The sequence below is a fragment of the Pajaroellobacter abortibovis genome, from assembly GCF_001931505.1.
GTDB classification, from domain to species: Bacteria; Myxococcota_A; Polyangia; order Polyangiales; family Polyangiaceae; genus Pajaroellobacter; species Pajaroellobacter abortibovis.
The window spans coordinates 880,041-900,995 of record NZ_CP016908.1 but is presented as its reverse complement, the minus strand read 5'-3'; the positions used below and the strand labels follow the sequence as shown (position 1 = coordinate 900,995).

The following is a 20,955-nucleotide window of genomic DNA, read 5'->3' as shown; positions in this document are numbered from 1 at the left end:
AATTCCTCTAATTCTCTTTATCTTCAGAAGAGAGTCCAACGTTTTTCTTTTGAAGATGAGGAGCGCTCCCCTCTGAAGGGGAAGAAAGAGGAGCCACCCCCAACGGCTGACCAGGAGAATGCGTTTTGGGTTTTCCTGGTTTCTTCCCGAGTTCATCCAATTTTCTCTTCTCTTCTATTTCCATATAGGACTGCCGAATTTCTTCTACGACTCCATTGGTACGTGAATAGTCTTTAGGAGGCTGATAATCCGAACCGCGGAAAACGAAATAGTGGTCGAGCAACTCTTGACGTTCTTGCATTTTCCGTTCAAATACTGTCCTTAAATCGTTTTGATCGCGAATGATATAAGGGGTAAGAACGAGTACCAAGTTACTTTTTGAGGTTCTGTTCTCCGAATTTCGGAACAGTGCCCCTAGCAGAGGAATGTCCCCCAGAATGGGAATCTTAGACCGACTTTTTAGGATTCGGTTCCGCATCAAACCAGCGATCACAACCGTTTCTTGATCCCGCACAACAAGTTGAGTAGTTGCTGTCCGCTTGGTCAGAGGCACAACTTGAAGCGTCCCTTCTGGAGCCTTCGCGTCGCTGATCTCTTCACTTAATTCAAGCCTTACTTCATTGGATTCATTGAGATGAGGAGTAATTTTAATCTTAACACCTACATCTTGTCTAGGGGGTGTAAAGCCAAACCCGCCAAAAGAACTCAAGCCAGCAAGTCCAGCCGCTGCTAATCCTCCTGCTGTAGCTGGGTTTAATCCACCTGCGGTCGGAAGGGGTAAGCTCATCCCACTTGCTTGCTGGAGGGGGACGTTCTCTCCTACACTGATTTCAGCGGGCACATTGTCAGTGGCCAGAATATGGGGAGTCGATAAGGTATCTGAGTCTCCCGCCGTAGCCAACGCAGTGATGATTGCTCCAAAAGCAGGAATCGAAATACCAGGGGCAATTAATCCATTCGTATTCGGGATTTGAGGACCTCTAACACCCAAAGCCGCCCCTTGCAGATCACCTCCAAGCATACTTACCAAAGGGCCAAGTGTTTTAACGGGATTAAGACCACCAGCAATCAATGTATTATCATTGGCATTATTCGATTTCCCTACTGCATCACCGAAATGGTAATTAAATCCGAGCTTATCGAACCGCTCAATCGCAAGATCCATGATCACAGCTTCTATGAAGACCTGCTTTCTCCTTTGATCCAGACGATCGATGACCAAGCGAAGAGATGCGTAATCATGATTTGAAGAAGTAACAATCAAGGAATTCGTCGCCTTATCCGCACTAACTTTGACCGCTCGCTCAAAGACATTCGTGATGGGATTTCCTCCCCTACTGCTGCTGCTCGAGCTACTGCTTCCGCTGGATTCTCCAGTGCCTGACATAATCTCTTGGATCGTTTTGACAAGGTCCGTCGCATCCGCATGCTGTAACGGAACGACATGGATTTCTCCCCCTTCTGTTTCAGGGATATCAAGGCGTTTTAAGAATTCTAAAATCTGAAGATAAGCCCGCTCTGTTGCTACAATAAGAAGTGAGTTGGTTCGTACATCAGCCACGACCTTTGCAATATGAATATCCGCAGCTCCCACCGAACTAACCGTTCCATTAGAGATGGACTTGCTGACAGCCCCTCCTGCAGCCTTGAGATCGAACACTTCGTTGATGCGAGTTGCTACATCAGAAGCCAAGCCATAGTGAATCGGCTCAATCCACACCTGATCGCCGGCACTCCCCACATCAATTTCCTCGATGATTTTCATCATCCTTTGAATATTCGATGCGAGATCGGTAATAATCAGCAGATTACCAGGAGCATAGACCGTAATATCAGCATCCTTTGATTTAAAATGACCCAATAAATGAGCAACTTCTTCAGCGGACGTCCGGCTTAGTCGATGGAGACGGGTGATATATTGATCCCCTCCGATCATTACATCCGAAGGTAAAGAGATAGGCATTGGCTGTGAAGCAGCATTGGAACTCTCTACAATCTTCAGCAAATTGGGATCATTAACATCAGGAATAACTGTCAATCCATTGGTCTCCAAGATAGACAAAAAGGTCTTATAAGCCTCTGCTACTGTTATCTTTTGAGGGGCATAGACAGTCGCTTTAATATTTCTTAGCTTTCCCCCAAAAATAAATTTCTTGCCTGTTAGATTACTGATTACGCGTACTAATTCAGGCAGATCAGCCTCCTCTAGCGAAAAAGAGACGCGGTAATTAGGACCTTTGGGAATAAATTGAATGGTCTTTTTAAACTGTGGGAGAGAAGAGGTGCTTGTATCTTCCTTCTCCACGAGTTTCTTTTTAGGAAGTTGCCTACCAGGCTTGCGCGCTGTAAATCCAGGATCGGGCATGCTAAGATTAGGAGAAAGAGATGGCTCGGCTGCTGCGCTCAACAAGGGAAGGAAAGGGAGGAATCTCCAGATAAGAATAGACTTAAAGAGGTTCATTAATTGCTTTCCATATCACCTAACATAGACAAACAGATGTTCTTATACCCGAGCACGAGTTCAATGAGGTCACTTGATATTGTAGTCGATTGTAACAGGTTGTCCACGCCGATTCATCTGAATAGTAAGGTGATCTGCTGTTCTCAATCTCGCATAGGCCTCTAATGCTTTTTCAGGGCTCGCTATATCCAATCCATTGATCGCCTCCAGGCGATCCCCATTTTGCATCCCCAGGATTCCGAGCAAGGTGTCAGGTTTGATGCCCAAAAGACGGATACCAACCGTTTTACCATCTTCCTGCTCCGGCATAATACGCGCTTGTTTCATAAATTCAGCCTGATTTTCGAGTATTTTATCGATTACACTTCGATCAATATTGAATTCCGTCGGGGTAAGACGAACAATCCCTTGAGCAATTTCACTGGCCAGAGAATCTCTCTCCACACCCACCCCTGCAGAAGATGGAGAGAACCGTGAAGATGAGTAAGCAATCGGCGAAGAGGCAGAGGCGTCTTGAAACATAACCGCTTGACAAAGCCCTGCATGCCCTTCCAGGAAAACGCGATCCCACCCAATAAAAACGATTTTTTTTCCTCCTATTTCATCTCCTTTTCTTTGTAAAATAATCTTTGAATCCCCTCCAGCTGAGAGAGCTACAAAAGACCAATCCGGTTCTGTAGAAGCTGCGATGATTAAGACTTTAACACCATCACAAAAAGGAGCCTCTAGTGGATCAATAGATTCAGAAGATGTAAGAGAGGCTTGTTGTGTATCTTCCCAAGCATTTTTCTTAAGAGAGCCCGTAACCGAATCGAATGGATTTCTCTCCAGAATCGCATCAGCGCTTGTAGAATGAAAAATAGGCATATTGAGGGGATGTTTTCGCACAGCAGATACAGGCGAATTCAGAAGGATCTGGTCTTCATTGATATATATTTTTATCAACTGAGTGATCCCTTGAGCCCCAAAAAATGCTGCAGAGGCAATCAATATCAGAATTACCCCACTAAAATATTGCTTAAGCAATCGATTGAGAGTCATCTATCTGTCAATCTATTTCCTTAGAGATCTACCCAACATACATCATAAATAATATTGCTCTTGAGCAGCCCCTCAGTGGATCAAAAGTCTGTGCTAATGCTTGCACGATCTATTCTACATCTGTCTGCTTAACGTGTCCATCAGACCAGATGATCAGGCTCTTGAAGATATAGAAACCACTGGTCTCACAGAGACCTAAACAACCTGAAGAGCATGCACGCGCGAATCGAAGAAGATAACCCCACAGCTTGAAGAGAGCCCTTTATGATTTAAAACAAGCTCCGATCCAGCATCCATACAAGAACCTTTCGGATGACCAGAAAGGCGTCGATTTGCACATACAAATAGATAGGGTTTGCGGAGCAACATTAAATAATGTATTAGATGCTGGAAGGAAGTGTGATGAAAGAAAAACAGAAATAGCAATCATTAATGTTAACTTTACAACGACTGAATGAGATAAAGTTATCCGATTGCTTGCAGAAGTATGTGTAAGGTTAGAGCATAATTTGCTCTTTTATTCAATGATTTAAATATATTTACAGTAAGGAGTTAGATACAATGAAGAGTCGTTCATTATCCTTTCTATTTGTGATTTCCTCTTCCATTTCTCTTTTCCAATGTGGAGGAGCTCATGACAATCTTCCCCCTCCTCCCCCTCCGGCTCCGCTCGTAAAAGAAACTCCTCCTCCTCCCCTTCCTCCAGCTCCGGCACCGTTGCCTCCTGTTTCACTATCAGAAGGAGCTGCTAGCCCAGACGTATCCCCTACTCCTACGGTCAACATTACAGCTCCTAAGAATTTCGAGGTTATTCCTCTCCAAAAAGCGAGCGATTTTGTTGTCAAACTCGATGTAAAGAATTGGCAGGTTGCTGAAGGCAGCCAGCATATTCACCTCATTTTAGACAATAATCCTTATTTAGCAGTGTATAATCTCAACAACGAGATTAAATTGTCTGATGTTATAGGAAAAGATATGCTTACAGAGGGGCATCACGTATTGATCGCTTTCCCAGGTAGAGCCAATCATGAGTCTGTTAAACAAAAAGGCGCATTGGCGATTAGGGAGTTTTACATCGGTAAAAAAGGTGCATCCACTTTTGATATTAAAAAGCCATCGTTGATCTTTAGTCGTCCAAAAGGGACATACGAAGGGACAATGGCCAATCATGTCTTAGTGGATTTCCAACTGCATCCTGGAACTCCTGAAACCACACTGAGCGAGAATGGGAATCAAGTCAAGATTCAGGTCACTGGACCAGGTATTGACGGTATGCTCTCCGCCCAAGTCAAAAAATTTGGTCCGCCTTTTTATCTCGATAACCTACGTGACGGAACCTATTCTATCGAAATGAATCTAATAGGTTCTGATGGGAAAACAATCGAAGGAAACTGGAATTCCACCAAGCGTGAGATCATGATTCAACATGATGCTTCCAGTCCACTAAAACAATCGATGTAATTTAAGGCATATTCTTAGGGGCGGGAAACCGCTCCTAAGAAATAAATAGCATTGTTCCTTTTGCATCCCTCTCTCATGTATATTCACTAACGTGATTTCACTACAAAGTGCTTGGAGAGAAAGCACTGTCTTTTATTTTCTTGTAGGTCTTTATTTTGCCTTTCTATGGGCCAAGTCTCGCAAAAAATCTCATTATCTAATTTTTTCTTTCTTATGTTTTTCACTCGTAGAATACTTAACCACACAAGCTATTGCCGAATCAGCCATCTCGCCCCAAGAGATACTAAAAGCACGATGGATTAGCCATATTGGGCTTGCTTTCGCATTCACTTTCATATTTCATTTTACTCTTGCCTATAAAGAAAATTTTTTACCTTATCAAAAATATCCAAAATGGATTCCTTATTCTGTTAATCTTTTTTTAATTTTTATTAGTTGTTGTTCCATTTTTTTTTATCAACATTCGAACAGTCAGCTTTTTTTTCAAGATCTACAATGGATCCATGAGCAATCACCTGTCGATGCACTCGATCTTTGTTTCTATATTTTTGGCCTCGCTTCAAGCGCATTTTCGCTCATCTACCTGTCCCAGTCCTATTTATTAGGGCAACAAGAGGTCTTACCCACAGTTATCGGTTCAATGCTATTAACCGTTTCTTTGATTCAGGAAATTGGGAGAGCATTTGGAATCCTTTCTCAATTATCCACTTTAGCAGTAGGATGGTCAGTTTTTATACTCGGAGCGATGATGATGTTTGGACAGCGTTCCCTTCTTGTCGTTCGAGAGCTTGAATTATCCCATGAAGCGTTAAAAATAAAGAATAGAGAGCTAAAAAAAGCATACGATCATCTCGCTATACTCGAGCAAAAGCTATCTCATCGGGAACAACTCGCTGTTGTCGGTGAATTGGCCGCAGTTATTGCTCATGAAGTTCGAAATCCACTGGCCATCATCAGCAATGCGGTTGCCAATTTAAGAAAAGAAAATCTTTCTAAGACAGACTATTCCACGCTTCTTTCCATTCTTGATGAGGAAACTAACCGGCTCAATCATCTCGTAAAAGATCTTTTGTGTTATGCGCGTCCTATCAATATTCAGAGGACGTTTTTCTCCTTAAAAGATCTTATCGAATCCGGACTACGACTAGCCCATCCAATCGACACCATTAAGGTAAAATTCCTAGTAGAAACCTCTTATTCTTATCTTTGGGGCGATCCAAATCATCTGCGTCAAGTGTTTGATAACCTTATTAAAAATGCTGTGCAAGCGATGCAATATGGAGGAACTCTCACCATTTATATACGCACTGCCTCACAAGAAAAAGCGTCAGGGATTGCGATCGATATCGTGGATACGGGAGAAGGAATGGATACCCAGATTAGGTCAAGGGCGCTCGATCCATTTTTTACAACCCGACCGAGTGGGACAGGACTCGGTTTAACTATCGTAAATCGCATTATTGAAGCTCATGGCGGACAGTTGTTAATCGATAGCTATACAGGAGCAGGAACCAAGGTCACTGTATTTTTACCTTTTGGATCCGAGAATAGCCCCCCTAACAGTCAGCCCTTGATCGATTGAACACGAGCACTGCATTGATGGCTTTTCTTTGAAAAGCTTTCATTTGAGACAGGATTTAAACCAACAAGTCGGGGCGAGAGGATTTGAACCTCTGACCACTCAGTCCCGAACCGAGTGCGCTACCAGGCTGCGCTACGCCCCGCTTCAGCATGATTTATGAAGACCAAATGGATAAACGTCAACATTTTTCATCTTCTCCCCCAAAGAGCATGATTGAATGAGGAAAAAGACATTCATTTATGGGCCAATCTTCAAATGCTGTCCATAGGAAATATGATAATAAAAAAATAAGATTATAAAATAAATTTATTAAAAAAAAGACTTTTTAATGTGGGGAACATAGCTTTTCACTCTGAACTAGTCAAAAACTGCATATTCACCAAAGAAAATTTTCCCTAAGAAATTAAATCTATTCTGTATGGCGATTGCTTTCAAATCAAATTATTTCAAGGACTAGATAATATTCAAACAGTTCAAAGAAGAAGGATATCATATTCTTATTTTGGATTCCGATCTTTTTAAAGAAGCAACGGAGCGTCTCTAGTCCTATCCCCCATTATCTCATTTTCTTAAAGGGACTTTCCTATTTATGCTCACAGGGACTCAGCCACTCCAAAACCTCTCTTCTCCTCCTGAAGGTGGGCTCGTAGGAACTGTTCAGCATTCTTTTCCTATTTATGAAATAGAAAAGTTAATCAAAGGCTCCCTATTAGAAAAGAAATGTGCACCTGTTTCTGAAGAACAACTCCACTATCATATTGTGGTATACTACTCGCAATCTCAGCAAAAAAAAGCGCTCACGCTGAAAGAAGTAGCCAAAAAACAAGATTGAGCATCTTTCTGTTATCTCAAATTAAACGAGCAGAATCCTCCGCATGGCTCACCTCTTTGCATAAGATAGCTTTAGCTTTAGGCGTTCATATGCAACAACTTGTCGAATGGGGTGCGGAGACCTGAAAAGATTGAAGGATGTGCCGGAGGAGGGAATCGAACCCCCGACCTAACGCGTATGAAACGTCTGCTCTAACCACTGAGCTACTCCGGCCTCTCTAAGAAAAAATGCTACGAAAACATTGCTGAGTGTTTAAAAAGGTTGCCTGCGCAATCGTTTCTATATCTACTTTTTTTAATTCTGCAACACGTTTTGCTGTATGGATGAGGTAAGATGGCTCGCAAGGCTTCCCCCTCAAAGGGACAGGAGCGAGATAAGGGCTGTCTGTTTCAAGCAGAATCCTATCCAGAGGGGCCCACGAAGCCACTTGTTGCAGAGAGATTGCATTTTTAAAGGTTACAATTCCAGAAAATGAAAGATAAAAGCCTAAATCAAGTACTCTTGATGCAAATTCCTGATCCTCAGTGAAACAGTGAATGACCCCTCCCACTTCACGTGCTCCTTCGGAAACAAGCAAGTCCAGGGTATCTTGTGCAGCACGGCGGGTATGGATCACAAGCGGCTTTTTAACCTCACGTGCAAGCCCAATGAAATCACTGAACACCTTCTTCTGGATCTGCTTGTTCGCCTCTTCATAATAATCTAATCCCACTTCACCTACTGCTACACAAGAAGGCGACCGTACCAGCTTTTTAGTCTCTTCTATCTGACCATCGGAAAAGCAGTGTGCATCCTGTGGATGAACTCCCACCGCGGCAGCTACTTTCCCTGGATACCGAGCAGCGAGCTCAATCACGAACTGGCTTGCTTGTAGATCAGAACCGACCCCCACCGTGACGCAACCGCATACTCCAGCCGCAAAAGCCCGATTGAGAACGGCTTCAGAGCCATCAGGAAAATATTGCGAGTCAAGATGACAATGGGAATCAATGAGAGAATAATGCATTCAAGGTATGAAGAGTAGAGAGTCCAAAAACCCTTTTTACGAGTTCACCTCAAGCTCGATTTGTACTTGCTGTTTATCAGAAATACAACGGTTCGTTGAACAGACGCTTAAAAAATAAGTACCTTCAAGCAAAACATGGCCTGATACAATAGGTTGAACGGTTACCTTAACTTCAGCAGTGCTATCACTGTTCAAGAAATGTTCCCCCTCTTTCGAAAAAACTGCCTCTCCTCCTTCTTCTTCTAGACCGAGAAATTGCACCTGAGAGCTTGGTTTAAATTTAAGCTTATGAGGATAATTCGCATTGATATGATAGGGATCTTGGGCATCCAGACGGACAATTACCGTACAAGGAGTAGATGCAACCTTGCAGTCCTTGGGAGCAATCACTTTCACGAGAAACGGATTCGGTGATTCTGGAAGAGAGGAACGAGGAGGAGAAGAGGTTGCTGTCCTCGTAGAATTTTGTAAGTATTGAGCTAATCCTAATAATCCAAGGATTCCAAAGCTTAAGCTGACTACCTTCCAATACAATTTCTGATGCATAAACCACCTCTTCTTCAAGTATGTAACCTCGTCGTCACCTTTCCAACAGAAAATGGAACTGTTCGAGCAGTTGATGGTGTATCGTTTGAAATTGAAGAATCTTGCAGAGTAGGTCTTGTAGGTGAGAGTGGATGTGGAAAAAGTGCCCTTGCCCGATCAATTTTGCGGCTCATTGAAACACCCTCAGGGCAAGTTTCTGCGGATGCAATTTGGTTCCAAGGTAAAAATCTAATGGATTGTTCAGAAAAAACAATGCGTCAGATCCGGGGCAGTGTCATTTCCATGATCTTTCAAGATCCTTTGATGAGCCTTAATCCCATTTATACTGTCGGAAGTCAAATAATCGAGGTGATCCGTCTTCACCAGCCCAAGACTAAATTAGAAGCCTATCACCAAGCTGTAGAGATGTTGAAGCTTGTCAAATTTGATGCACCAGAACAATTGATGAGAACCTACCCACATCAGCTCTCAGGAGGTCAGCTACAACGTATCATGATCGCCATGGCACTTGCATGCAAGCCCAAGATATTAATCGAAGATGAGCCTACCACCGCTCTCGATGTGATTACCCAATCCCAAGTTCTCGATCTCCTAGAATCCATACGACAATCAAATCAAATGAGCTTGCTCTTGATCACCCACGATTTGAGGATTGTCGCTGATTACACAGACGAAATGATCGTAATGTATGCAGGCCGCATTGTAGAGCAAGGAAGCACCTCGGCTCTGTTTTCTCAACCGCATCATCCTTATACGCGAATATTAATCGAGAGCATCCCCCAATGGCATCAGTCTCCTGATGAGTGCCGAAAGCCACTCCTTTCTATTCAAGGGGGAGTCCCTTCACTATCCTCGCCACCTCCTGGATGCTGGTTTGCTAGTCGATGTCCCCTCAAAGTAGACACCTGCACCCAACGGGAACCCCCTTTGATCGCCATAGGAAATGGAAGAAAGACCAGATGCTTTCGATGGGAAGAGGCTCACGTATGACCTTAAAATCCATCTCCACGGCTGCTCCTTCCAACTCATTTATTAATGGAACTAACCAGTCCAAGAAAGAACAGCTCTTTCCTTTGATTGCGGTTCGCCACTTATCGAAAGATTATCCCATTCCCTCACCTGCACTTTACTTACAACCTATTAAAAAAAAGGCTGTAGATGATATTTCTTTCAATATTTACCGTGGAGAAACAATAGGAGTCATTGGTGAGAGCGGATGCGGGAAAAGCACATTAGGACGTCTTCTGATGCGCCTTATCAAAGCAACAGATGGAACCATCTTTTTAAATGGAGTGGATATCACTCACCTCTCTTCACGCGCTTTACGGCCGCTGAGAAAAGAGATGCAAATGATTTTCCAGGATCCCTATTCTTCTCTCAATCCATCGCGCTCAATTACCTCTACTTTAAAAGAACCTATTCAAACCTATCACCTCACAAAGAATGTCGAAGAGGAGCAAGAGATCATTCTCACCCTTTTACAGAAAGTAGGTCTTCCTGTTGATATGTTGCACCGTTATCCTCACGAGCTCTCAGGAGGTCAGCTACAACGCGTAGCGATTGCTCGCGCATTAGCTGTACAACCAAGCTTTTTAGTATGTGATGAACCTTTAAGTGCTCTTGATACATCTATCCAATCTCAGATTATTAATGTACTGCTTGAACAACAAGAGCAGTCCAACATTGCCTACTTGTTTATTTCACATGATCTCGCTGTAGTGGCTCATATTAGTCATCATGTCGTGGTCATGTATCGGGGGAAGGTTATGGAAATAATGCCTACATCTTTTTTATTTGAAGGAAGGGCTCTTCATCCTTACACACATCTTCTATTAAAATCGGTCCCCCTCAGCCATGGGATCCATAAAAAACAACAGAGCGTTTCCTTAAGAAAAATGTCATCATGCGCTATAGAGACCTTTCCATCTGCTGCTTCCTCAGGCTGTGTCTTTCGATCGCGATGTCCTCATTTCCTTCGAGGAACTTGTGATGTCACTCCCCCACCTTTAACTCAAATCGACCCAAAACATCACCTTGCCTGCTTTCGTCCAACTTCTCTACAAGAGATATTATCTTGATGGAGATGACTCGAATTGGGCGATACCAAATGATTCGCCTCCTCGGACAAGGGGGGATGGGTCGCATTATGCTTGCACGCGATACAGTGCTCGCAAGGCAAGTTGCCATCAAGCTCGTGCGAGATGATCTCGGGCTTCCTCCTGAACTGCGCGGAGCGCTCTTTGATCGTATGCGTCAAGAAGCACGCGCTGTTGCTGGACTATCTCATCCTCACATGATCACACTTCACGATATGGGAGAAGATCAAGAAGTTGGTTTTTATTTGGTCTTCGAATACATCGAAGGCCCGACTTTACGACATCGCATTCACCAATCCGCACTCAGTGCAAAAGAGGCTGCAAAAATCGCTAGAGAGCTTGGAGGAGCCCTCACTTACATCCATAATGCAGGAGTGATTCATCGTGATGTCAAACCTGAAAACATCTTGCTCTCTCCCTTCGGTGCCAAATTAACCGATTTTGGAATCGCTCGATTGCCTGGCTCTACCCTGACTCGTATCAGCACTATCATGAGCACTCCTTCTTACACAGCCCCCGAAGCGCTAGCGAGAAACGAGTTCTCTGCCAAGTCCGATCAATTCTCACTCGCGGTGACCCTCTACGAAGCACTTACGCAGCGACAAGCTTTCCCTGGGGAACATGGAGCGTTGGGTATAGGACGCACTCCTAATGATACGATCCCACCCCTTTTCGAGCTCGATTCGAGCAAAGTTCATTTGAGTCATGTTGACCCCATTCTCGCTCGGGGAGCAGCCAAAGACCCACAGAAACGATACGATTCTTGTCTGGAATTCGTTCAAGAGTTTTCATCTTCTCTTGAAGTAGGTCAACACAATACAAAGCATGTTTATATTCAGTCTTCCACTTCAAAACCTCTTCTCTCTTCACGCGCTCGAAGAATACATAACCTTGTTGTTACAGGAGCAATCATTCTCCTTGCTTTACTTGTAGCTAGAAGCTATTGGACGTCTCGTCGAGGGGTGTCTCTACAGGAAACGGTACTTCAATATACCGCTGCCATTGCTGCAATCCCTCCTCCTGCTCCTCGATCAAAACCAGTCCAATCTTCATCTCCCAAGTCAAATCCACCTCATATACCCACTCATACAAGCAATGAATCTCCTTCAAAACTGATTATAGATGCTGGAAGTGACCTCCCTCCCCAAGAAAACCAAGTTAAAAATCCAATGCCAGCAAACAACTCAACAGATAACATTCCTTCTAAGACTATCCCTAACGAAGTACCTCTTGACAAACTCCCCTCCAACGAGGTCAAAACACAGGATCAACCTTCTCTCTCTAAGGAAAGGGATTTTTAAGGGAAACTATTTTTTACCTCTCCTGGGCTTATGAGTTCTCCATGTCGAAATTAAAACCTTCGAAGCAAACGTTAAATCATCCTTCCATGTCCACTCCAACAGTCAAGCAAGAACAGCTTCAGGCCCTTTATCGCAGTATGGTTGTTATTCGCCGAGCGGAAGAAGAGTGCGCACGTGCCTATGCCCATGGAAAAATAGGTGGATTTCTACACTTATACATCGGTCAAGAAGCGATAGCCGTAGGAGCCACAGCAGCACTTCAACCAGAAGATTACGTTGTAACAACTTACCGCGACCACGGTCTTGCACTGGCGAAAGGGATGCCTTTGCGCACTTTCTTTGCAGAGCTCTTGGGAAAGGTAACAGGGTGTTCAAAAGGGTTAGGCGGGTCTATGCATCTTTTTGATAGAGAGCACAATATGCTAGGTGGCTATGGGATTGTAGGAGGCCATATCCCGTTAGCAACAGGGATCGCTTTCGCGTCTAAATATCAAAACGATAAGCGAGTAACCCTTTGTTTCTTTGGAGATGGAGCTGTTTCCATCGCAGGATTTCATGAAGGGATATCCTTAGCTGCTCTTTGGAGACTCCCAATCGTATTTATCTGCGAGAACAATGAATATTCAATGGGAACACCGCTCTCTCGCACATTGTCTGTGGAAGATATCACTCTCAAAGCAAGCGGTTATGGTATCCCCCACGATCGCTTTTTCTCCGACGACGTGCTTGAAGTCCAAAAACGGATTTCCCCAGCGGTTGAGCGTGCACGCAACGAATCGATGCCAACCCTTATTGAGATTCGCACTTATCGATACCGAGGCCACTCGATGAGCGACCCTGGCAAATATCGAACTCCAGAGGAAGTAGAAGAACGGAAAAAGAGAGATCCGATCGCTCACGCGCGTACTTCTCTTCTCAAGCAAGGTGTTACTGAACAAGCTTTAAAACAAATGGAGCGCGAGATTGAAGAAGAAATTGCCGAAGGACTCCGTTTTGCAGAAGAGAGTCATGAACCCGATGTATCGATTCTAGGCCCTACGACTTACGATGGTCCTTTTGCCTTTTGATTAAAAATGATCACTCATCATTCCTTCTAAAAAAATAACATTATAGAGAAAATCACATGCGTGTCTTAAGATTTCGAGAAGCTCTTCGAGAAGCAATACGCGAAGAAATGGAGCAAGATGATCGTATTTTCCTGATGGGAGAAGAAGTAGGGCACTATCAGGGTGCTTATAAAATCACAGAAGGACTCCTGGAAAGGTTTGGCGAGCGGAGAGTAATCGACACGCCGATAGCAGAAGGAGGATTTGCAGGTGTAGGAATTGGAGCAGCCATGGTGGGATTACGCCCTATCATCGAATTTATGACGTGGAATTTTTCTTCGGTCGCTTTCGATCAGATTCTCCACAACGCTGCAAAGATTCGTCAAATGTCGGGGGGACAGTTCAACTGTCCAATCGTATTTCGGGCACCCAACGCAAGTGCAAGACAGGTAGGCAGTCAGCATTCTCACGCTATGGAACATTTTTACGCGACCATTCCAGGTTTAAAAGTGGTTGCACCTGCTTTCCCTGAAGATGCAAAGGGGCTGCTCAAAGCAGCTATACGAGACGACAACCCAGTTCTTGTCATGGAATCCGAAACACTCTACTCTTTTAAAGGAGATGTGCCTGAACATCTCCCCCCTATGGAATTAGGAAAAGCAAAAGTTGTCCAAGAAGGAAAACACATAACGGTTGTGGCCTATTCCAGAATGACTCACATTGCTCTCGAAGCTGCTGCCTCTCTCAAGCAGGAAGGTATTTCTGTCGAGGTTATTGATCTGCGATCCCTACGGCCTTTAGATGAAGCAACCCTTATTCATTCCGTTCAAAAGACACACCGATGCGTTATCGTTCATGAGGGGTGGCCTTACGGAGGTGTGGGGGCTGAAATTGCAGATCGCATTCAACGATTGGCCTTCCATAGCCTTGAGAGCCCCATCTTGCGTGTTACCACGTGGGATGTCCCTATGCCTTACAATGCGCGGCTTGAGCAGCTCTGTATTCCCCATCCAGAACGTGTCATTGCAACGATTAAACGTGTCCTTCATTAGAACCTGATTAAAGAGAACGAATATGGCTAAAATTATCAATTTGCCAAAATTATCCCCCACGATGGAAGAAGGGGTCCTATCTGCCTGGCACAAAAAAGAAGGCGATCTTATCCAAGTTGACGATCTGCTCGCTGATGTGGAGACCGACAAAGCGACTATGGAGTTTCGCGCTTTTGATGCAGGAACCCTCCTCAAACTTCTTGTTACTCAAGGGACTCAGATCAAATTAGGACAAGCAGTTGCTATCATGGGCAATCCAGGAGAAGAGATTTCTTCACTGCTGTCTCAAATACAAAATCAATTCCTTCCTGCTACTCATTCCGTTCCAGAGAAAGAACATACTCAACCCAAAGAGCAGCCCTCAACAGATCCCTGTTCTTCTTACACAAAGGAAGAAAAAATTGAATCTCCAGCGATTGGTTCATCTTCCGAGAAGATGGAAATATCATTAACAGGGTACTTAGAACGCACAGAAAGAAGTGTATCTGAATTAGTATCGATCCAAGAGAAAAAAGAAGGTCAAGAGCGGGTTGTCGCTTCTCCTTATATCCGGAAGAGCGCGCGAGAGCTAGGGATCAGTCTAGATACGCTGCAAGGATCAGGGCCGGGTGGAAGAGTGATCGCTTCGGATTTGGAGTTTGCTCGATTGGCTAAACAGCACGCCAATCAACAAGCAGAGCCTTCCCTTTCCTCTCCTGCTCCAGAAATACGTCCGCTTTCACCTATGCGCAAAACGATCGCGCGACGACTCACAGAATCTAAGCAAAATATCCCTCATTTCTATCTCTCGATTGATATCAACGTAGGAGAACTTGTTCAATTGCGCGAACGAGTCAATCGACAGCTAGCTCCTGTTTCAAAAGCATCTACCTCTTCAGAAGCTCCCCTTAAGATTTCTATCAACGATTTTCTCATCAGAGCTTGTGCACTTGCTCTTGTTCGAGTTCCAGAGTGCAACACCCAGATGACTTCAGATGCTATAATGACTCATAAGCGCGTGGATATTTCAGTGGCAGTTGCGATCCCCGATGGGCTCGTGACACCTGTCATCCGCAATGCAGATCAGAAAAGTTTACCGATCATCGCTCAAGAAGTGCGCTCGCTTGCTACCCGCGCGCGCATAAAAAAACTAAAGCCTGAAGAAATGCAAGGAGGTACTTTCTCAATCTCGAATTTAGGCATGTTTGGAATTGACCAGTTTACAGCTGTTATCAATCCTCCCGAGGGAGCAATCCTCGCTGTGGGTCAAGCACGCGATGAACCTATCGTGAAGAATGGTGAGATCGTGTGCGGAAAAAAAATGTCTCTCACCCTGTCTTGTGACCATCGCGTTATCGATGGCGCGAGCGGAGCTTCCTTCCTCCGAGAACTGAAGGGTTTGTTGGAAGCTCCTCTACAGATCCTGGTAGGTTGACAAACATCTAATCGTCGATTTGCTATATCTCTTGGAGATCTTGACTTGCGCATTGCCCATGTATCCGATCTACATCTTCTCCCTCAGCAGAAGATTCCTTTCCACCGTCTTCTAAACAAACGGATAACGGGATACATCAATCTTCGTTTTCGAAGAAAAAGAGCGCATCGCCTTGTACTTCTGGAAGCGACTTTACAGGCATTAAAAACAGCCTCTCCAGATCACCTGGTGATCACAGGAGATCTCACTAATCTAGCGCTTGAGTCAGAGTTTGAACACGCCTATCAATTTTTACAATCTCACCTAGCGCTTAACCCCGATCAAATCAGCATCGTCCCTGGAAATCACGATAGCTACACACGCCGTTCCTTTCAGGAGAAACGATTTTTTCACTATTTTAAGGAATATTTGCATAGCGATAGTCCTCTTCAATTGCATCCCATTTCTCATCCTTTCCCTTTCCTTCATCTACGGCAAGGGATTGCCTTCATCGGACTTTCATCTGCAGTTGCTTGTCCCCCCTTGATCGCCAAGGGACGGATCGGAAATAGACAGCTGGAAGCCATGAGCCTCTTACTACAACAAAAAGAGGTGCAGAAACGCATACCCGTACTACTTTTGCACCATCCTCCTTATCCACCTCCCCAACCCACTAAAGCATGGCTGGCAGGATTAGAAGACGCCAACAAGCTCATGTCTCGACTGGATCGTGTAGCTCACGGTATTATCCTTCACGGACACCTACATTCACGACAGCATCAGATTCACCCCACCCAAACAGGATTGCTCCACGTTCTAGGAACTACCAGTGCCTCTCTCGATCATCCAGATGATAAAAAGAGAGCGGGATTCAACATGTACGAATTATCCGAGGAGGGGACAATTAAGAAGATAGAAACCTATATTCTTCAACAAAATCCCACTCTGTTTCACGTTAAACCACTCTTGCCAGGAGCTTTTTCTTAGGTTCTTGAAACTGTACCTGGTAAGGAACATCTGTGGGAGGGGATAAGAAAAGAGATGCAACCCTTTGCCTGAACTCGAAAGTTCTACTTTGGTTATCGCTTCCCCGCATGATTAGGCTAATTGCTTGCTGACGTTAACAGCTTGAAGCCCTTTTGGCCCCTCTTTGATCTCGAACTCAACCAGTTCGTCTTCAATCAATCGCCGACGCCCTTCCCCTACAATCTGCGAATAGTGGACAAATACATCAGGCCCTTCATCCTGTTTGATGAAGCCCCACCCTTTCTCATCGTTGAACCACTTGACTTTACCCACTGTCATTGAAATGCCTCCACTTTGATCTAGGCTTGATATTCCATAAGGGAACAGTACCCTTGCCCACATGCATAGGTCAAGATAAAGACTGAGAAAACCTAGTGATTGCTCGTAGAGCAGAATTCTTGTCCTAAAGAAAGATTTATTTTAAAAAAATGCTCATAGAGTAATTTTCGCTTTTATAAAATGCGGAATTTTCTAGGGAGATCGATTGAACTCATCCAATTCTTTTCGAACAGACTGCACCCGAGGATCTGTAGGGTCAAGACGGCTTGCTTTTTCCAATGCTTTATACGCTTCAGAGTGCTCCTTAGGATCTTTAGCCAACGCTGTAGCTGAATTAATCCAAGCGCTAATAAGTATTGGATCGAGGCTTATCGCTTTGCGATACTCTTGAATCGCCTTCGGAATCTGTTTTTACCGCCGAAGTACACACCCATGGTTTGAGTGAGCAGTTACTCTCTTTGGTTCCAGCGCGAGCGCCTTCTCAATTTCGATCCGCGCCTGTTGCATATTCCCTTTTGCAATCAACATAGCCCCTAAATTGAGATGAGCAGGTGTGATCAGGAGAAAGGACAATCTGTTCACGAAATTCCTTTTCTGCTTCATCAAAGCGTTGTCCCTGTCCTATCAAGAGAGCAGTTCTTAAACTCCCATTCTTATCTGGATTATTCAGATCTCGTTCCGCTGACTGCCTAAAGGATCCAATCGATTGATCAATATTTCCTACTACCATCCACGCCACACCTAGCGCGGAATCGACCTCCACTTCCGAAGGGAGCAATCCCTCAGCATGTTGAACAGATTTGAGCTGATCTTGCTCCTGACCAAGAAGCAATAAAGCCCAACCGAGCCTAAGAAAAACCATACCATTCTGAAGATCCAGCTCAATCGATTTTTGAAACTTTCGAACTGCTTTTTTAATTTCCAGGTTCCCCTGACCCACAGCATATTCAAAACCAATTTTGGTGCGAGCAATTCGAGCTTTAGCTATTTCCATCCACGCTTTTGCAAGCTTTAAAACCCATTCTCTTATAAGAAGCTCGGGAATGAAACTTGCGGCAAGATGTTAATGTTGGATAGTCCTCCTCCACTTCGACGCCTCAAACGCCTGGTCCCCTTTGATCCATTCCTGAAAAGCGCGCTGGTCGGTTTGCATTCGTCTGCTCTTCCCCTACGCTCCTTATTTTCGTCAGAAGATAAAAAGAAAAGAAAGAAAAAAATCCATTTCTTTTTGATTAGTATCAAAAAATAATTGGATAGATTTTTTCTCTCTAATTGTTTGAAGCACCTTACTTTTACTATTCACATTAAAAAGTGAAAATTTTATCTTGCACCAAACAAAGTAACAATAGTTTTAACTATCAGCAGCAACATGTTTCAATGATTTGATAAGATTATGACAAGATTGTGGCATTTTCTCAGACCTAAAATCTTCACATGAGAGATTCACTATAGCATAACCACACTTCTTTATAAGTGCTTTATCAAGACGCACAAAAATATCCTCTTCTTTTAAGCCTAAGCCGTTCGCCTCTGCCATCATATTTTTAAATGCTTCAACACACCCTTGGTTTGCTCTAAACCCCACCCTTTTTTTTCCTCACTAGAAAGACATTCGTCTGCCTTTTCACAAGCTAACTGAGCAAAAAAATGAAAAAAATCTTTTAGATTAATCATCTCCTGATGTGGATCCAATTGAGGATCTTGAGCCTGCTTTCCATTGTTACCACTAGATGCATTTGAACCACCTCTTTTTTTGTTTGGAACATTGTAGTCATTCGATGAAGAAGATTGCTTTTTTGTTAGATCTTCAATACGATTATCAACATTTCTTTTATTTAAACGACTCGAAAAAGAATCATCTCCACAACCAGCAGCAAAAATAATACCTACCACCAATGGAAGCAACAATTGAGATTGAAAAATAAATTTCATAAATTTACCTATAATCCATTTTAATGAAAATGACAGATTTTTATAAGACATTTATTTTTTAAATGCATTGTATTAACTCGAATAAAAAGATCAAAAGCCAGCTCAAGCAAAAAGATACATTTCATGCAGTTCAGAGTTTATGCAATAATTGCTCCTTTGAAATTAAGCTAGCCTGCCTTCCTTCTCCTGCTGGAATACATCTATTTGGCAAGTTTTGAGCGGCTCCCCTCTTAAGAGACCACTCTGAATCAATTATCTGAGCTTGATGTAAGCGATTCTTTACAACTTTATCCGCCCCCTCAGGGTTATCTCCACGCAATTGACTTCGCACAAACACCTCCGCTGCCTTATAGGAGCTTCGCACGAGAGGTCCACTGGCCACGTAAGAAAATCCCATATCAAGCCCAGCTGTAGTGTATTGTTCAAATATTGCTGGTTCAACAAACCGAGTGACCAGCGCATGTTTTGGGGTAGGTCTTAAATATTGCCCTATTGTGACCAGGTCGACCCCTGCATGACGTAGGTCTTGCATTGTCTCTACCACTTCTTCATCGGTCTCTCCAATTCCAACCATGATCGAAGATTTGGTGAGCATAGTAGGTTGATGTTGTTTCACCCATCTGAGTATGTCGAGCGAGCGTTCATATCCACATCGGACATCTCGAATGGTTCTCTGCAATCGACGTACCACTTCAATATTATGGGCGAATACATCAGGAAGACTATCGGTTACGACTCTTACATAATCTTCATGTCCTCCGAAATCTCCGACCAGAGCCTCAACGAGCATATCAGGCCTCAATTGTTTGAGAAGCCGGATGGTCTGAGCGAGATGACTAGCCCCTCCATCCAATATATCGTCCCGATCCACCATCGTGATTACAACATATTGGAGACCTAGTTGGGCCAATGCCCTCGCTACATGTTCAGGCTCTCGAACATCAACCACACCCCCAGGATTACCCGTATGCACGGCACAAAAGCGACAGTTACGGGTACATACATCGCCGAGCACCATGATAGTAGCAGTCCCCTCTCCCCAACACTCCCCCATATTCGGACAGCATGCCTCCTCGCAAACTGTGTGAAGGTCGAGTGCCCGCAAGGTTTCCTTAAGTTGTTCAATGGGCTGACCGCTGGGGGCACGCACCTTAAGCCAGGGAGGTTTTGGAGAAAATCGAGCAGAAGAGGGATTTAAAGCACTCATGCTTAAAGTGTAGTGTCGAATGGAGCTTCCGTCAAAGAGGGATTGATATGAAGATCCACAACCGTATCCACCAATGTCTCCATAAAAAAACGAGAATGTCAATGAAGGACTCTTCGAGCACGGGTAGAGTCAGCATACCAATAGTAATGCACCAGCTCGAACGAGCCTGGATCGAGAGGAAAAGTTTTAAAAAAATGCCTAAATCTAGTTAAAGCAAAAGAAACAGTCCTTTGCACAAGCAAGGAAACTACATGAGCACCCAAAAATCCAGAAGCCCCCGTAACAAGATAGCGCGCCATAGAATTTACTTCTTTTGATAGATATATTTACACTAGATTCCTTTAAACCTATAATATAAGTTATCAATGTATTTTCTAGACTTCCTTTCCACAGTTCATTCTAAAATTAAATGCCTTCATATCTGTCTTCAATTGGAGCCAGAACAAAAGAGTTATTGGATATCTCGCAAATCTATTATCTTTTCTCAAAGCTTCCGCAATCAATTTTAGTACTTTTCAAAAATCAAAGGGAATCTGTTATGTGGCCTGTCCTCCAAGAGCTCCTTTATTTCTTATGGATTAGAAAAAAATACTGGCTTTATCCCATTCTCTTTTCCCTTGTGGCCGTCGGGATACTCCTTATCTATGCACAAGGTTCAGTGCTCTCTCCATTCATCTACGCTATCTTCTAACCC

At 43.8% G+C, this 20,955-nt stretch carries 21 protein-coding genes and 2 tRNA genes; 11 read left to right on the top strand and 12 right to left on the bottom strand.

Annotated features, from left to right (window positions below; genetic code table 11):
* Positions 1-7: 7 nt before the first annotated feature.
* Both gspD and gspC read right to left on the bottom strand, forming a co-directional pair.
* A complete protein-coding gene (gspD, locus tag BCY86_RS04560) occupies positions 8-2,461 on the bottom strand; it encodes a type II secretion system secretin GspD (protein ID WP_075276683.1) in 2,454 nt (817 codons plus the stop codon).
* Positions 2,462-2,530: 69 nt separating this feature from the next.
* A complete protein-coding gene (gene gspC, locus BCY86_RS04555; RefSeq protein WP_075276682.1) occupies positions 2,531-3,502 on the bottom strand; it encodes a type II secretion system protein GspC in 972 nt (323 codons plus the stop codon).
* 561 nt (positions 3,503-4,063) lie between these two features.
* On the opposite strand from gspC, the gene BCY86_RS04550 reads away from it, so the two are divergent.
* Together BCY86_RS04550 and BCY86_RS04545 are read left to right on the top strand one after the other, a co-directional pair.
* Positions 4,064-4,963 (top strand): hypothetical protein, encoded by a 900-nt coding sequence (locus tag BCY86_RS04550; RefSeq protein WP_075276681.1) that lies wholly within the window; start codon positions 4,064-4,066, stop codon positions 4,961-4,963.
* Positions 4,964-5,054: 91 nt separating this feature from the next.
* Positions 5,055-6,545 carry a two-component system sensor histidine kinase NtrB gene (locus BCY86_RS04545; RefSeq protein WP_075276680.1) on the top strand — a complete coding sequence of 497 codons (1,491 nt, stop codon included), beginning with the start codon at positions 5,055-5,057 and terminating at the stop codon, positions 6,543-6,545.
* A 68-nt stretch (positions 6,546-6,613) separates the two neighbouring features.
* On the opposite strand, the gene BCY86_RS04540 is transcribed toward BCY86_RS04545, so the two are convergent.
* A tRNA-Pro gene (locus tag BCY86_RS04540) sits at positions 6,614-6,687 on the bottom strand.
* Positions 6,688-7,134: 447 nt separating this feature from the next.
* Here BCY86_RS04540 and BCY86_RS04535 point away from each other — a divergent pair.
* Positions 7,135-7,377, top strand: a complete 243-nt coding sequence (locus BCY86_RS04535; protein ID WP_075276679.1) for a hypothetical protein — start codon at positions 7,135-7,137, stop codon at positions 7,375-7,377.
* A 140-nt stretch (positions 7,378-7,517) separates the two neighbouring features.
* Here the strand turns inward: BCY86_RS04535 and BCY86_RS04530 are convergent.
* The 3 genes from BCY86_RS04530 to BCY86_RS04520 all read right to left on the bottom strand — a co-directional run bounded on the left by BCY86_RS04530 (position 7,518) and on the right by BCY86_RS04520 (position 8,929).
* Positions 7,518-7,590, bottom strand: a tRNA-Met gene (locus BCY86_RS04530).
* Positions 7,591-7,594: 4 nt separating this feature from the next.
* Positions 7,595-8,383, bottom strand: a complete 789-nt coding sequence (locus tag BCY86_RS04525) for a TatD family hydrolase (RefSeq protein WP_075276678.1) — start codon at positions 8,381-8,383, stop codon at positions 7,595-7,597.
* Positions 8,384-8,419: 36 nt separating this feature from the next.
* On the bottom strand, positions 8,420-8,929 hold the full coding sequence (locus tag BCY86_RS04520; protein ID WP_075276677.1) for a hypothetical protein: 510 nt from the start codon (positions 8,927-8,929) through the stop codon (positions 8,420-8,422).
* On the opposite strand from BCY86_RS04520, the gene BCY86_RS04515 reads away from it, so the two are divergent.
* The 7 genes from BCY86_RS04515 to BCY86_RS04485 all read left to right on the top strand — a co-directional run bounded on the left by BCY86_RS04515 (position 8,924) and on the right by BCY86_RS04485 (position 16,804).
* On the top strand, positions 8,924-9,919 hold the full coding sequence (locus tag BCY86_RS04515) for an ABC transporter ATP-binding protein (RefSeq protein ID WP_075276676.1): 996 nt from the start codon (positions 8,924-8,926) through the stop codon (positions 9,917-9,919). The genes BCY86_RS04520 and BCY86_RS04515 overlap by 6 nt on opposite strands.
* Entirely contained in the window at positions 9,916-11,007 is a 1,092-nt protein-coding gene (locus tag BCY86_RS04510; RefSeq protein WP_172824797.1) for an ABC transporter ATP-binding protein, read from the top strand. Before BCY86_RS04515 ends, BCY86_RS04510 begins: the two co-directional genes overlap by 4 nt.
* A complete protein-coding gene (locus tag BCY86_RS04505; RefSeq protein WP_075276675.1) occupies positions 11,007-12,326 on the top strand; it encodes a serine/threonine-protein kinase in 1,320 nt (439 codons plus the stop codon). The genes BCY86_RS04510 and BCY86_RS04505 overlap by 1 nt, the downstream gene beginning before the upstream one ends.
* An 86-nt stretch (positions 12,327-12,412) precedes the next feature.
* The gene (gene pdhA / locus BCY86_RS04500; protein WP_075276674.1) at positions 12,413-13,393 is read left to right on the top strand and encodes a pyruvate dehydrogenase (acetyl-transferring) E1 component subunit alpha; all 981 of its coding nucleotides are present in this window, start codon (positions 12,413-12,415) and stop codon (positions 13,391-13,393) included.
* A 56-nt stretch (positions 13,394-13,449) separates the two neighbouring features.
* Positions 13,450-14,424, top strand: coding sequence for a pyruvate dehydrogenase complex E1 component subunit beta (locus tag BCY86_RS04495; RefSeq protein ID WP_075276673.1), 975 nt, complete (start codon positions 13,450-13,452; stop codon positions 14,422-14,424).
* Between the two features lie 22 nt (positions 14,425-14,446).
* Positions 14,447-15,838 (top strand): pyruvate dehydrogenase complex dihydrolipoamide acetyltransferase, encoded by a 1,392-nt coding sequence (locus BCY86_RS04490; protein WP_075276672.1) that lies wholly within the window; start codon positions 14,447-14,449, stop codon positions 15,836-15,838.
* Positions 15,839-15,883: 45 nt separating this feature from the next.
* Positions 15,884-16,804 carry a metallophosphoesterase family protein gene (locus BCY86_RS04485; protein WP_075276671.1) on the top strand — a complete coding sequence of 307 codons (921 nt, stop codon included), beginning with the start codon at positions 15,884-15,886 and terminating at the stop codon, positions 16,802-16,804.
* A 111-nt stretch (positions 16,805-16,915) separates the two neighbouring features.
* Here the strand turns inward: BCY86_RS04485 and BCY86_RS04480 are convergent, their stop codons facing one another.
* From BCY86_RS04480 to BCY86_RS04450, 6 genes are all read right to left on the bottom strand, one after another.
* A complete protein-coding gene (locus BCY86_RS04480; RefSeq protein WP_075276670.1) occupies positions 16,916-17,122 on the bottom strand; it encodes a cold-shock protein in 207 nt (68 codons plus the stop codon).
* A 192-nt stretch (positions 17,123-17,314) separates the two neighbouring features.
* Positions 17,315-17,443 carry a hypothetical protein gene (locus tag BCY86_RS10915; RefSeq protein ID WP_275935845.1) on the bottom strand — a complete coding sequence of 43 codons (129 nt, stop codon included), beginning with the start codon at positions 17,441-17,443 and terminating at the stop codon, positions 17,315-17,317.
* A 160-nt stretch (positions 17,444-17,603) separates the two neighbouring features.
* A complete protein-coding gene (locus BCY86_RS04475; RefSeq protein ID WP_075276669.1) occupies positions 17,604-18,116 on the bottom strand; it encodes a tetratricopeptide repeat protein in 513 nt (170 codons plus the stop codon).
* A gap of 542 nt (positions 18,117-18,658) precedes the next feature.
* A complete protein-coding gene (locus BCY86_RS04460) occupies positions 18,659-19,105 on the bottom strand; it encodes a hypothetical protein (protein ID WP_075276666.1) in 447 nt (148 codons plus the stop codon).
* Between the two features lie 79 nt (positions 19,106-19,184).
* The gene (gene lipA / locus BCY86_RS04455; protein WP_083604333.1) at positions 19,185-20,261 is read right to left on the bottom strand and encodes a lipoyl synthase; all 1,077 of its coding nucleotides are present in this window, start codon (positions 20,259-20,261) and stop codon (positions 19,185-19,187) included.
* Positions 20,262-20,359: 98 nt separating this feature from the next.
* Complete coding sequence (locus BCY86_RS04450; RefSeq protein WP_075276664.1) at positions 20,360-20,560, bottom strand: hypothetical protein; 201 nt, start codon at positions 20,558-20,560, stop codon at positions 20,360-20,362.
* A gap of 110 nt (positions 20,561-20,670) precedes the next feature.
* Here BCY86_RS04450 and BCY86_RS10745 point away from each other — a divergent pair, with 110 nt between their 5' ends.
* Positions 20,671-20,952 carry a DUF5989 family protein gene (locus tag BCY86_RS10745; protein ID WP_420814549.1) on the top strand — a complete coding sequence of 94 codons (282 nt, stop codon included), beginning with the start codon at positions 20,671-20,673 and terminating at the stop codon, positions 20,950-20,952.
* The last annotated feature ends 3 nt before the right edge of the window (positions 20,953-20,955 follow it).